This window comes from Bradyrhizobium sp. HKCCYLR20261 (genome assembly GCF_051168435.1).
In the GTDB taxonomy this organism is placed as follows: domain Bacteria; phylum Pseudomonadota; class Alphaproteobacteria; order Rhizobiales; family Xanthobacteraceae; genus Bradyrhizobium.
Window position 1 is genome coordinate 104403 of record NZ_JBNPUZ010000004.1, and the last position, 12247, is coordinate 116649.

10 protein-coding genes are annotated in these 12247 nt (G+C 62.8%); 8 read left to right on the forward strand and 2 right to left on the reverse strand.

Annotation, left to right across the window (positions count from 1 at the left end; translation table 11 throughout):
* Window positions 1-38 precede the first annotated feature (38 nt).
* Both ACQR1L_RS10570 and ACQR1L_RS10575 read right to left on the reverse strand, forming a co-directional pair.
* Window positions 39-1064, reverse strand: a complete 1026-nt coding sequence (locus ACQR1L_RS10570; protein ID WP_434857902.1) for a hypothetical protein — start codon at window positions 1062-1064, stop codon at window positions 39-41.
* A 499-nt stretch (window positions 1065-1563) separates the two neighbouring features.
* The gene (locus tag ACQR1L_RS10575; RefSeq protein ID WP_434857903.1) at window positions 1564-2538 is read right to left on the reverse strand and encodes an NADPH:quinone oxidoreductase family protein; all 975 of its coding nucleotides are present in this window, start codon (window positions 2536-2538) and stop codon (window positions 1564-1566) included.
* Between the two features lie 235 nt (window positions 2539-2773).
* Here ACQR1L_RS10575 and ACQR1L_RS10580 point away from each other — a divergent pair, with 235 nt between their 5' ends.
* The 8 genes from ACQR1L_RS10580 (at window position 2774) to ACQR1L_RS10615 (ending at window position 12245) form a co-directional block, all read left to right on the forward strand.
* Window positions 2774-3382 carry an invasion associated locus B family protein gene (locus ACQR1L_RS10580; RefSeq protein WP_434857904.1) on the forward strand — a complete coding sequence of 203 codons (609 nt, stop codon included), beginning with the start codon at window positions 2774-2776 and terminating at the stop codon, window positions 3380-3382.
* Between the two features lie 116 nt (window positions 3383-3498).
* A complete protein-coding gene (rlmN, locus tag ACQR1L_RS10585) occupies window positions 3499-4710 on the forward strand; it encodes a 23S rRNA (adenine(2503)-C(2))-methyltransferase RlmN (RefSeq protein ID WP_434857905.1) in 1212 nt (403 codons plus the stop codon).
* A gap of 163 nt (window positions 4711-4873) precedes the next feature.
* Window positions 4874-5356 (forward strand): hypothetical protein, encoded by a 483-nt coding sequence (locus ACQR1L_RS10590; RefSeq protein ID WP_434857906.1) that lies wholly within the window; start codon window positions 4874-4876, stop codon window positions 5354-5356.
* 39 nt (window positions 5357-5395) lie between these two features.
* Window positions 5396-6178 carry a phosphatase PAP2 family protein gene (locus ACQR1L_RS10595; protein ID WP_434857907.1) on the forward strand — a complete coding sequence of 261 codons (783 nt, stop codon included), beginning with the start codon at window positions 5396-5398 and terminating at the stop codon, window positions 6176-6178.
* Between the two features lie 101 nt (window positions 6179-6279).
* Window positions 6280-7626 (forward strand): argininosuccinate synthase, encoded by a 1347-nt coding sequence (gene argG / locus ACQR1L_RS10600; RefSeq protein ID WP_434857908.1) that lies wholly within the window; start codon window positions 6280-6282, stop codon window positions 7624-7626.
* A gap of 1761 nt (window positions 7627-9387) precedes the next feature.
* Entirely contained in the window at window positions 9388-10209 is an 822-nt protein-coding gene (locus ACQR1L_RS10605) for a hypothetical protein (protein ID WP_434857909.1), read from the forward strand.
* Between the two features lie 648 nt (window positions 10210-10857).
* Window positions 10858-11919, forward strand: a complete 1062-nt coding sequence (locus tag ACQR1L_RS10610; protein ID WP_434857910.1) for a trypsin-like serine peptidase — start codon at window positions 10858-10860, stop codon at window positions 11917-11919.
* A gap of 8 nt (window positions 11920-11927) precedes the next feature.
* Entirely contained in the window at window positions 11928-12245 is a 318-nt protein-coding gene (locus ACQR1L_RS10615) for a hypothetical protein (protein ID WP_434857911.1), read from the forward strand.
* The last annotated feature ends 2 nt before the right edge of the window (window positions 12246-12247 follow it).

The following is a 12247-nucleotide window of genomic DNA, read 5'->3' on the forward strand; positions in this document are numbered from 1 at the left end:
AAAAATCAAACGGGACGGCATCACTGCCGTCACGAGCTTCAATTCTGCAGCTGGTCGAGCCGGCGCTGCGCCTCGGCCGAACCGAGCTGGGCGGCGCGGCGGTACCAGTTGCGAGCCGCCGCCGGATCGGCGTTGATGTTGCGGATGTCCTTCGTTCCCAGCACGTGGGGATCGTAGGTCTGCGCCAGCATCAGGGCAGCGGCGGGTTCCTGCGCCTCGGCGGCGCGCTCGAGCAGCAGGCGGGCGGGCGGGATGTCGCCTGCGGCGAGCAGGCTCTTGGCGCGCTTCATGATGCCCGCGAGTTCATCCGGATCGAGCCGGCGGACCTGGGCGGGCGGCGGAGCCGCGGTCACGGCGCCGAGCCCCGGCGCGGTGATCGCCGATCCGGCACCGGGCGACGTGATCGAGGACGGCACCATCGCGGCGGGGGCCGCGGCCGACGGCACCGGAGCCGAGGGCGCCGTCGCAAAGCTCGGCGCGGCCGCGGATGGCGTGGGCTGCGTCACGGCGCGGTTCTGCAGGGCCGTCTGGTAGGCGTTGGCGATGTCGTCGCGTGTCGGCGCCACGGCTGCGGTCTGCACCGGCGTCGCGGCCGCGGCCGGCGGCTCGGGTGGCAACCGGGCCGGCTCGTTCAGCTGCATGTCGCGCGCGGTCAGCTGGGTGTTGGTCGGCTGCGGCGGCGCCGTCGGATCAGGCGTGGCGCCGATCATCGACGCCTTCGCCGAGGCAATCAGATCGCGGGTCGCATCCGATGTGACCAGCGCGAACAGCACGGCCACGCCGGCCGCGGCCACGACCGCAAGCAGGATGCGCGAGGAGATCGACGTCCGGCGTGTCCGGACCGGCCACTGGTCCTCGAACTCCGTGCTCTCGATCTGGTTGCCGCCGTCATATTCCGACAGGAACATCGGCATCGATTCGTCGTTGGGATAGTTGTCCTGAGTCGACCGGCCGAACCGATAGTTCGACGGACGCTCCTGCGGTGGATCGTCAGGGAAGGGCCTGTAGTCGGGGCCGGAAGGAGCCCGCTCGTTGAACCGTCCACGCGTCGTCCGCTCAGCCATGGCCTTCATCCCCATCTCAACTTCACGCAACAAACTTTGAGTCCCAAGCCCGCCAGAAGCTCGAGACACGTCACGATTGCTAGAGGCACCCCACTGCCGACAACTAATTGACTAATTGAATCCGACTAAAAGTGGACGAGAGCCGGCATGATTCTGGAAATATTTTGATCTGATTGTGACGACGCACGTGCGATATCGGGCGGCGGAAAACCCGGAAACATCGAGATTACAACGAGAAAGTCATACTATTAACCTTGCCACAATGTATCGAGGTTGCGTTAACCAAGAAACGCTCGTTTTCGGATTTGCGGCCTGAGGTTGCATCGTGCGCCCGCGAGAATGCGCCTATCGCACGATAGTCCGACAAGTTTGCGCCGTATCGCCGTCACGACGCCGTCCATCACGATCCATCCTTCGCGTAACGGATGAGTGCGGGCGTGCTGCAGACCACATCCGCGAGCCCGGGCCAGGCAGGCCCGAGCCGCAGCATCTCATCCCGTCACGGATGCAGGATCACCTTGCCCATTGCCTGGCGACCGGCCAGCACCTTCAGCGCATCGGCGGTCTGCGCCAGCGGGAACGTGCGGTCGACATGCGACGACAGCTTGCCTTCGGCGGTCCACTGCACGAGCTTCTCGAGATTGGCGCGGTTCTTGGCCGGGTTGAGCCGGGTCCAGGCGCCCCAGAACACGCCGCGAATATCGCAGCCCTTCAGCAGCGCCAGGTTCAGCGGCATCTTCGGAATGTCGCCCGCCGCGAAGCCGATCACCAGGAAGCGGCCTTCCCACGCGATCGAGCGCAGCGCCGCCTCGGCATACGTGCCGCCGACGGGATCGAAGATGATGTCGGCGCCCTTGCCGTCCGTCAGCCGGCGCAGCCCCTCTTTCAGATCCTCCTTCGCATAGTTCAGCGTCAGGCTGGCGCCATGCTGCTTGGCGAACTCCAGCTTCTCGTCGGAGGACGCGCAGGCGATCACCTTGAGGCCCATCAGCTTGCCGAGCTCGCAGGCGGCCAGCCCGGTGCCGCCGGCCGCACCGAGCACGGCGAGCGTTTCGCCAGGCTTCGGGCTGGCGCGGTCTTCGAGCGCATGCAGGGCCGTGCCGTAGATGATGATGATGCCGGCAGCGCGGTCGAAATCGAGGTTGTCCGGAATCTTGACGATCGACGCTTCCGGCAGCGCGATCTTCTGGCGCGCGCCATTATGGCCGCAGGAGGCCACCACGCGATCACCGACCTTCAGCTCGGTCACGCCGTCGCCGACGCTCTCGATCACGCCTGCGACTTCCGCGCCCGGCGAGAACGGGAACGGCGGCTTGATCTGGTACTTACCCTGGATCATCAGAATGTCGAAGAAGTTGAGCGCCGCAGCCTTGATCGCAATCACAGCCTCGCCGGGGCCGGCCACCGGATCGGGCACGTCGGCGAAGACGAGATCGTCGGGCTGGCAGAATTGCGAGCAGAGAATGGCTTTCATGGGCGCTCCTTGTTTCGTTGCTGCCGGCTTGGATCCGGCTTGGGAACGTCATGCCGGATTTGCCGGCGCGCCACAATCCATGATGACGGCATGGGCCGCGGGCCGGCCATCGCGATGCACCGGCTTTGCAAGCGAAGCATTTAGCCGCTATCCATCGCGTTCGAGGTCAGCGATTCCGGGCCATTTTCCAGTCACAATATTGGTGGAACGAAGTCGCGGGGGAACTTAGCACATCATGTTTGGGCGATTGTTGACAGCGCTGGTCGGCGGCGCGCTGCTGGTCGGAGTGCCGAGCCTCGCGGCGGCGCAGGGTTCTGCATCGAAGGCCGGCGCTCCGCAGCCGAAGGCCGCGCCGAAATCGGACGCCAAGCCGGCCGTGCCGAGCATCGGCGGCGCGGAGCCGACATTGATCGGCCAATTCGGTGGCTGGGGCGCCTACACCGCCTTGCCTGGCGGCAAGAAGGTGTGCTTCGCGCTGGCCAAGCCGGCCTCGTCCAAGACCAACCCGCCCAACCGTCCGCGCGATCCCGCCTATGCCTTCGTCTCGACCCGGCCCTCCGAGAAGGTCGTCAACGAGGTGTCGATCATGATCGGCTACGCGCTGAAACCAGGCACCGACGGCTCGCTCGATGTCGGCGGCGCGTCCTATTCGATGTACGCGCAGGGCGACGGGCTCTGGATCAAGAACGCCGCCGAGGAGGAACGCATGGTCGAAGCCATGCGCAAGGCCCCGGAGGCGGTGGTGAAGGGTGTCTCGGCCAAGGGAACCGAGACCACCGACGTGTTCTCGCTGAAGGGCCTCGCCCAGGCGCTCGACCGCATCGCCCAGGATTGCCGGCGCTGAACGGCCGGCTGATACCGCCGGCGGCCAGACCGGTCGCATTTGCCGGCCGAATTGTTATATAGACCCGCTGAACGCCTTCGGCCGCGACGGCCGGGCAGCAATTTGGGCCCATCGACATGGCAACGACTGCCGGGCTGCGCGACACCGCCGCGCCCCTCGAAAAGATTCCGCTCGAAACCTACGTGCCGCCGGCGAAGCCGTCTCTGATCGGCCTGTCGCGTGCCGAGCTCGCGGCGCGGCTCGGCGAGATCGGCGTGCCGGAGCGGCAGCAGAAGATGCGCGTGCAGCAGCTGTGGCATTGGCTGTATTTCCGCGGCGCCAGATCCTTCGACGAGATGACGTCAGTATCCAAGCACACGCGCAACGGACTGGCCGAGCGCTTCACGGTCGATCGTCCCGAGGTCGTGGCCGAGCAGATCTCCAATGACGGGACCCGCAAATGGCTGCTGCGGCTGCCGAGCGGCGACGGCCTGCAGAAGGCCCATGAGGTCGAGTGCGTCTACATCCCCGAGACCGACCGCGGCACGTTGTGCGTCTCCTCGCAGGTCGGCTGCACGCTCAACTGTTCGTTCTGCCACACCGGCACCCAGCGGCTGGTGCGCAACCTCACCGCCGGCGAGATCGTCGGCCAGATCATGGTGGCGCGCGACCGGCTCAACGACTGGGCCGACCGCGAGACGCCGCATGGCAACCGCCTGATCACCAACATCGTCATGATGGGCATGGGCGAGCCGCTGTACAATTTCGATGCGGTGCGCGATGCGCTGCTGATCGTCTCCGACAATGAGGGCATCGGCATTTCCCGCCGCCGCATCACGCTGTCGACGTCCGGCGTGGTGCCGAACATCAAGCGCGCGGGCGAAGAGATCGGCGTGGCCCTGGCCATCTCGCTGCATGCCGTGCGCGACGAGCTGCGCAACGAGCTGGTGCCGCTCAACAGGAAGTATCCGATCGCCGAGCTCTTGCAGGCGTGCCGCGACTATCCCGGCGCCTCGAATGCGCGGCGCATCACCTTCGAATATGTGATGCTCAAGGGCGTCAATGATTCGCTCGACGATGCCAGGCTGCTGGTCAAGCTGTTGAAGGGCATTCCAGCCAAGATCAATCTGATCCCGTTCAATCCGTGGCCGGGCTCGGCCTATGAATGCTCGGACTGGGAGCAGATCGAGAAATTCTCCGAATACGTCTTCAACGCCGGCTATTCCTCGCCGGTGCGCACCCCGCGCGGCCGCGACATCCTCGCCGCCTGCGGCCAGTTGAAGTCGGAGACCGAGAAGCTGTCGGCGAGGGAGCGCCAGGCGCTGCGCGCGATGGCGATGACGGATTGATGATTGTCCGCGCCTGCATCTCCCAGCACCATCGTCATGCCCGGGCTTGACCCGGGCATCCATCCCTCACCGCGAAAAGTTTTTTAGTGATGGATGGCCGGGTCAAGCCCGGCCATGACGAATGAGAGAGAAGCACTTTCATGTCTGACATGAGATTGACGACATGGCGCTGATCGGCCGGCTCATCGTGATTGCGTTCGGCTTCCTGCTCGCAAGCTTCGTCGCGGGGCTTGTCGTCGTCACCGCGATCCTGATCCCGGAATTCTCCGACATCGGCATCGGACCGATCGACCAGAGCGCTTTCCAGGTCGTCATCGGGTTCGGCTTCATCTTCGTGTCGGGCTTTGCGCTGATCCCGGCGCTGCTGATCGCGCTGATCACCGAGGCGTTCTCGATCCGCAGCGTGCTCGCCTATGCGATCGGCGGCGGTCTGGTCGGCGCGGCCTGCTATCTCGGCCTGATCCCGTTCGATCCGGAGACACTGCACTTCGAGGGCATCGTCCGCCGCCAGCTCGAGATCCTGACCGGCGCGGGCATCCTCGGCGGCCTGATCTATTGGCTGATCGCGGGCCGCAATGCCGGCCGCTGGCGCGAGCCGCCGCGATTGGCTCCCCCTCCGCCGCTGCCCTCGGGATCGCCGCGGTGAGCCTTTCCATCGCCATCGGCTTTCGCTAAACCGCGCGCCATGAACCGCAACGGACTCTTCATCGCGTTATCGCTCGCACTCGTCATCGGCGTGCTGTTCGGCGTCTATCCCGAGCTCGACCTCAAGCTCGCCGCGCTGTTCTACGATCCGCACACGCGCAGCTTCCCGCTCAAGCTCGACGGCACCGCCGCCTTCGCGCGCGACGCCGCGATGTGGATCGCCTGGGGGCTCGCGCTGCCCTCGATCATCGCACTGGTCGTGAAGCTGATCCGCCCCGATCGGCCGCTGTTGATCAAGGGCCGCACCATCGCCTTCCTGCTGCTGACGCTGACGCTGTCGGCCGGCGTGCTCACCAACTTCACCTTCAAATCCTATTGGGGCCGCCCGCGTCCGGTGGTCGTGACCGAGTTCGGCGGCGACATGCAGTTCGTGCCGTATTGGGATCCGCGTGGCGGCTGCGGCCGCAACTGCTCGTTCTTCTCCGGCGAGGGCGCCACCGCGTTCTGGACGCTCGCCCCGGCCGCATTGACGCCACCCGCGATCCGCCCCGTCGCCTATGCCGCCGCCGTGCTGTTCGGCCTCGCCACCTCGGTGCTGCGGATGGCGTTCGGCGGCCATTTCTTCACCGACATCGCCGCCGCCGGCCTCGTGACCTTCGTCGTGATCTGGCTGGCGCATGGCTACATCTACCGCTGGCCGTCGACGCGCCTGACCGACGCCGGCGTCGACGCCGCGCTGACCCGCTTCGCCATGCCGGGCTTCCGCCTGATGCGCCGGCTGTTCGGCCGCCGCCGCGAGGCCGATACCAGCCCCGCCGCCTGAGCACGGCCGGCCGAGATTAATCGCGTGCCCCCCGGGGCGAAATCTGCTATCCGCGCCCGAATTTCGGCAACGAAACGGCCATCAACACCGGTTGGACTCCCATGACCACGATCCTCAAAGGCCTGCCTACGGGCGAGAAAGTCGGCATCGCCTTCTCCGGCGGGCTGGACACCAGCGCCGCGCTGCTCTGGATGAAGCAGAAGGGCGCGCGCTGCTTCGCCTACACCGCCAATCTCGGCCAGCCCGACGAGTCCGACTATGACGAGATCCCGCGCAAGGCGATGAGCTTCGGCGCCGAGAAGGCGCGCCTGGTCGATTGCCGCACCCAGCTGGTGCATGAGGGCATCGCCGCGATCCAGTCCGGCGCCTTCCACATCTCGACCGGCGGCATCACCTATTTCAACACCACCCCGCTCGGCCGCGCCGTCACCGGCACCATGCTGGTCGCCGCGATGAAGGAGGACGGCGTCAACATCTGGGGCGACGGCTCGACCTACAAGGGCAACGACATCGAGCGGTTCTACCGCTACGGCCTGCTGACCAATCCGAGCTTGAAGATCTACAAGCCGTGGCTCGACCAGCAGTTCATCGACGAGCTCGGCGGCCGCGCCGAGATGTCGGCGTTCCTCACCGCCAACGGCTTCAATTACAAGATGAGCGCCGAGAAGGCGTATTCGACCGACAGCAATCTGCTCGGCGCGACCCACGAGGCCAAGGATCTCGAGAACCTCAACAGCGGCATCCGCATCGTCAACCCGATCATGGGCGTGCCGTTCTGGCGCGAGGACTGCGCGGTCAAGCCGGAGACGGTCGTCATCCGTTTCGAGGAGGGCCAGCCGGTCGCGCTGAACGGCCAGACCTTCAGCGACGCGGTGGCGCTGTTCCTCGAAGCCAATGCGATCGGTGGCCGTCACGGCCTCGGCATGAGCGACCAGATCGAGAACCGCATCATCGAGGCCAAGAGCCGCGGCATCTACGAGGCGCCGGGCATGGCGCTCTTGCACATCGCCTATGAGCGTCTCGTCACCGGCATCCACAACGAGGATACGATCGAGCAGTACCGCATGAGCGGCATGAAGCTCGGCCGCCTGCTCTACCAGGGCCGCTGGTTCGACTCGCAGGCCCTGATGCTGCGCGAGACCGCGCAGCGCTGGGTCGCCAGCGCCGTCACCGGCGAGGTGACGCTCGAGCTGCGCCGCGGCAACGACTACTCGATCCTCAACACCGAGAGCCCGAACCTGACCTATCAGCCGGAGCGGCTGAGCATGGAGAAGGTCGAGGACGCCGCCTTCACGCCCGCCGACCGCATCGGTCAGCTCACCATGCGCAACCTCGACATCGCCGACACCCGCACCAAGCTGAAGCTCTATTCGGACACCGGCCTGCTGTCGGGATCGGACGGCGCGCAGATCTTCCAGCTCGGGCATGACAAGGGCGACAAGAGCTGAGCGGAGGCGACTCGGCACGAGACGCGCACCACACCCACCGCCGTCGTCCCGGCCTCGAGCCGGGATCCAAAACAACCGGCGGATGCGGTGAGACCCGGCTGGAGCTCCGGCCATCGAAAAACTCGAACGGGTGGCTATGGGTCCCGGCGTTCGCCGGGACGATAGCGAGTTTGTTGGCCAAGGCCGCGCCTCGCCACCACCGTCGTCCCGGCGAACGCCGGGACCCATAACCACCGTCGGATATGGTAAGACCTGGCTGGAGCTCCAGCCATCGCAAAACTTGATTCGGTGGCTATGGGTCCCGGCTCGGGCGCCGGGACGACGGCGAGTTTCTTGGCCGAGGCCGCGCCTCCGTCGTCGCGGCGCGCGATGCACCACTTCGACATCGCCAGCCTCAGACGCACCGGCGGTCATCTTCAGAATGTCAAACAGCATGGGGACGAGACAGGCGCCTTCGTTCCCGCGGCGTGAGGACGCCCGAGCGATGATCACCTTGGTCCCTCGGAAACGTCGAGGGCGCAGGGAATGCCGGGAGCTGGCCGCCCCCATGGCCCGCCTGCGTAAGAATAATGCAGGCGGCAGGTACCACAGGTTCAGCCGAGACATCCCGGCATTCCCCGCGCGATGGGTTTAACGCTTCTTTCGCGCTCTCCTCGGGGACCGGCTGATTGACCCCGTCATCGACACAGCGCGTCAGCGCCGCGTCGGCTTGACCTCGGCACCGGGAGGCCAGGACCACACGACTTCACGTCCGCACCGGAATTGTTCGTCCGCGCGACAGAGCCACGCTGCAACCCGACACGGCCACCGCACCCCCGCCTCGCATATCGTGACGACCGCGCGTACGCCCCTCTCGGTGAGGCGGGATGCGCGAAGGAATGACATGGATTTCTGAAAAACGAAAGCGGAAAATCTGGCGTCACCCATGCCGCGCGTACCATCGCTTTGCGATGCCGCGCGAAATCAGTGTTTCGGCGCAGGCGAGTTGCGTCAGTCGCTAATGGTCTGAACTGCGGTCCGATCGGTCGATCGCGCAGCTGATTCGCCCGACGGGCACGGCCGATGCCAGGTCACCGATGGCCCATGAAAAGGGTGAGACGCCTACCCCTCAGTCATCGTCACGTCTACCGGTGTCGCCCCTGCGAACGCAGGGCAATCGCATTTGACCAATCTGAGTTTGTCGCAACACTTTATCCACATCGTCATGCCCGGGCTCCGTCCCGGGCATCCACGTCGTTCTCAGCACGCCGGACGACGTGGATGGCCGGGACGGAGCCCGGCCATGACGACGGGGAGACAGACGGGCGCAACACTTCGATCGTCAAATGCGATTGCCCTGCCTGCGAACGCAGGAGCCCATACCGAGGACGCTATCGAGGGACGTTGCTGTTAGTTGCCTGCCTCATCATCGCCGGTGGGTATGGGTCCCGGCTCAAGGCCGGGACGACACCGAGGGTGACCCAATATACCAGCTACACCACTCCATGGGACACGATCAGGCGAGCCGGCTACTGCTTCAGGACAGCGTAACGTGCACGTGTACTGGTAGTTGTCATGCCGCCTCCAGTCGAAGCGTCGGACGATTGGCCGTCTGGCCCGTTCTTCAAGGTAGATCGCAATTGACGCCGCAACTTTACGTGTTTAGCCTCAGCTTGGGGTTGAATGCGGGTGGGGGGGGGAATGCGTCGGTTGGGTGCTGTTGTCAGCTTGCTTGTCATGGCGGGATGTACAGCGTTTCCATATACGGCCGAAGAGGGCCGCGTGAGCATTCGGAACATCGTTGACTCAATTGATTGCGAGCTCGCCGCTGTCGCAACAAGTCCGGAGGAAACAATTCGGAGCCGCAATTTGCAGGAGTGGGTGGCCGCAACCGAGCTTGATCTAACGCTGGTACGCTCAATCGGAGTGGATGGAAATGTAAAAGTATCGGCGCCTGCGGGTTTGGCGGTAGTGTCAGGGCTACCTAAGGCAGGCATTCTTGATACCGACACCAGAAAAAATTCAATTAAGTTTGCTAACTCGATCCCGAGAGCGATCGCGCGCTACAAGACTATCTGCCAGGGATTCGATCCTTCAGAAACGGGAATGGGGTTGGCTAACTGGATCGCAGCCAGCGTAACCGCGATCGAGAAGGACTCTTTGGTCTCTCTGAGCTTCACGAAGCAATTTGAAATAAACGCCAGTGCGAGTTCACGGTTTGGCTACGTTCTAGTGCCGGTGACGAATCCTGTTAGCGCCGATGCTGGCTTTGGGGGAGCTATTGACTACACCAACCGATTCACCATCGCACTGACACCGCCTCCAGCACCCGCCCCCCCCGCAAAGCCGCTTCTGGTCACCGTGACAAACTTCCCTGCTCGAGCTCCTTCGCCGGATGCGACTATCAAGAAGAATGAAGAAAACGATCAGGCGACAAAGCAACCTCCAGCCGGAGAAGCGGCTCCGCAAAGCAAACCGACAGTTCGACCACCAAAACAGCCCACTCTGACGCCAAGGCAGAGAGTGCTTGGGGACCCTGAGATTAACCGACAACTCTACCGCAACTCACCGGTAATCCTCGATCCCGGTTCGTTTGGCCGATAGAGAGGGGCTGATCGCTCTATTCGTTTCATTATCAACGGATAAGCCGCCACAAATCTCGACGCAGCCTGATCCTTGGTAGAGCGGATTGTGTTCGAGCAGAATACAAAAGCGGTTGCCTGCTGGATGAGCATCGGCCACTAATAATTTAAAGAATGTTCGCCAACAGCTGAACAACACGCGGTCCGCGTCCCTCCTTTCTGCGTATCGCTATTTCGGGCCTTCAAGTAGCAGATTTGGCCCGAACCATCGCGCCAAGTATAGGAATTGATAGAGCGGGTCTTCGGACTCGAAGCGGTCACTGCGAGGAGTTAAAAAGAAGATTCCTGGCCTTGTCCAGCTGCCCAAAGGGGCCTGATATGTTTCATAGGATTTGGGGACGGATCGCCAGGGTGCTCGGCCTCACTGCAACAAAAAGCAAAGTAGAGTGAAACAACTGGATGAAGCTCCGCCTAGTTCTTCCGATCCCTCCTGTCCAGAACAAACGGCTGCGTCAGGCGTACTTGCCCTCATAACCGTTGTGATTCACGACGGGTTGTGAAACGTTGTCCGCGCAATTTATGCGTAGGGCTCGATTTTTCATTCTGCCGCGTCCGGATGAGCTCGATCAAAGACACTACCTTGTAAGATAGTTTTTGAGGGAGAAGTCCATTGAAGACCGCAATCGCTTTCGTCACCTCGGGTTACATTGCCTGCTTCGGTGTCGCCACGGCCGTTGCCCAAGAGTTCAATCCGCTGGTTAGTGCCAAACTGGGCGGATTGCGGATACAACTTGATACGCTAGGCAAGAGTATTATCAAACTCAACGATCAAAGCCTTCAAGTCATCTATCAGGATCTCGACGACAAACTGAAATCGACCTGTAAGGTGATATATTGCGGCGACGACCGCAGAAACTACTTCGAAGGTGCGGCAATCGAGCAGAAGGCGGCAGACAGCACCTTACTGTTCGTTCGCCAGGGTAAGCTGATCAAGGATGCACAGACGGAAACCTGGTCGCTGCCAGCAAATTCCGCTGGCCTTTGTACCCCGGCGCAGATTGCCGAAGCCAATAAGGCGCGGTTGCCTCAAGATCAATACGAGGCAGAGCGCTTTTACGATGAGCCTGCGCCTGGCTTTTGTACAGGCTTTAAGGTCGGCAAAGACTTGGTAGCAACGGCAGGCCATTGCGTTAGGGACGCGCTGGATTGCCAAAGCATCCGCACTATCTCGGGTTTCCGGATCGATGCGTCCAGCACTGCACCTCACAAAAGCATCAGCGCCGAACGGATTTTTGCATGCAAGGAGATCATAGGTCGATCTTCTGAAGGCGGGTCCGATTGGGCTATTATCCGCGTTGATCGCGATCTGTCTGCCTTGCCCCAGGTCGAACTGCGCCAGACCGGGCAGCCGGCCGAAGGCGCCAAGATGACGGTCGTGGGCTATCCTTTGGGCTTGCCGGTGAAAATTGCCGGCAATGCTAACGTCCGCTCCGTGTCCGCGCGCGTTTTCAAGACCAACTCTGACACCTACGGTGGGAACTCCGGTTCGCCAGTTTTCGACACCGAGAAGCTTGTTTCGGGGCAACTCTTTGTGGAGGGAATCTTGGTGAAGGGGGAAACCGATTTCATCCAGCAAAGCCCCTGCCGAATATCCAAACGTTGCGAGAGTAAACAATGCAATGGAGAAGATGCTACGCTGGCAATAGAGTTTCGAAATCTCACCGGTCAATAAGTGAGTCCGTGAAGCATTTAGCAGGCGGCCTTCTCTTCTTAATGAATATGACATCGGCTGCCAGTCAGGCACCGGTGTCACATTACCCCCATCAAGTGACCAAGGAGGGGCTGATTGTTGAGGTGCCCGCCGGCGGCGGCTGTCCGAACTACTCGGCGACTCTCAAGGAAGCACCAAACAACGTGACCGTGCTTCTGCAGAACCGAGGGGACAGCTGCAAGGGCTGGTTTCCTGACGAAAAGCGTCTTATCACAATACCTTGGACTTCACTGGGCCTGAAGAGTCGCCCCAGCAAGAACCTGGTGATTCAAGTTGTCCCGCAGTGAGC

What these genes read in the sequence shown, in the direction of transcription:
- ACQR1L_RS10575 (WP_434857903.1), bottom strand. Translation starts at nt 2,538, where the DNA reads ATGAAAGCCATTCTCTGCTCGCAATTCTGCCAGCCCGACGATCTCGTC.
- ACQR1L_RS10595 (WP_434857907.1), top strand. Translation starts at nt 5,396, where the DNA reads ATGAACCGCAACGGACTCTTCATCGCGTTATCGCTCGCACTCGTCATC.
- ACQR1L_RS10580 (WP_434857904.1), top strand. Translation starts at nt 2,774, where the DNA reads ATGTTTGGGCGATTGTTGACAGCGCTGGTCGGCGGCGCGCTGCTGGTC.
- ACQR1L_RS10570 (WP_434857902.1), bottom strand. Translation starts at nt 1,064, where the DNA reads ATGGCTGAGCGGACGACGCGTGGACGGTTCAACGAGCGGGCTCCTTCC.
- argG (WP_434857908.1), top strand. Translation starts at nt 6,280, where the DNA reads ATGACCACGATCCTCAAAGGCCTGCCTACGGGCGAGAAAGTCGGCATC.
- ACQR1L_RS10590 (WP_434857906.1), top strand. Translation starts at nt 4,874, where the DNA reads ATGGCGCTGATCGGCCGGCTCATCGTGATTGCGTTCGGCTTCCTGCTC.
- rlmN (WP_434857905.1), top strand. Translation starts at nt 3,499, where the DNA reads ATGGCAACGACTGCCGGGCTGCGCGACACCGCCGCGCCCCTCGAAAAG.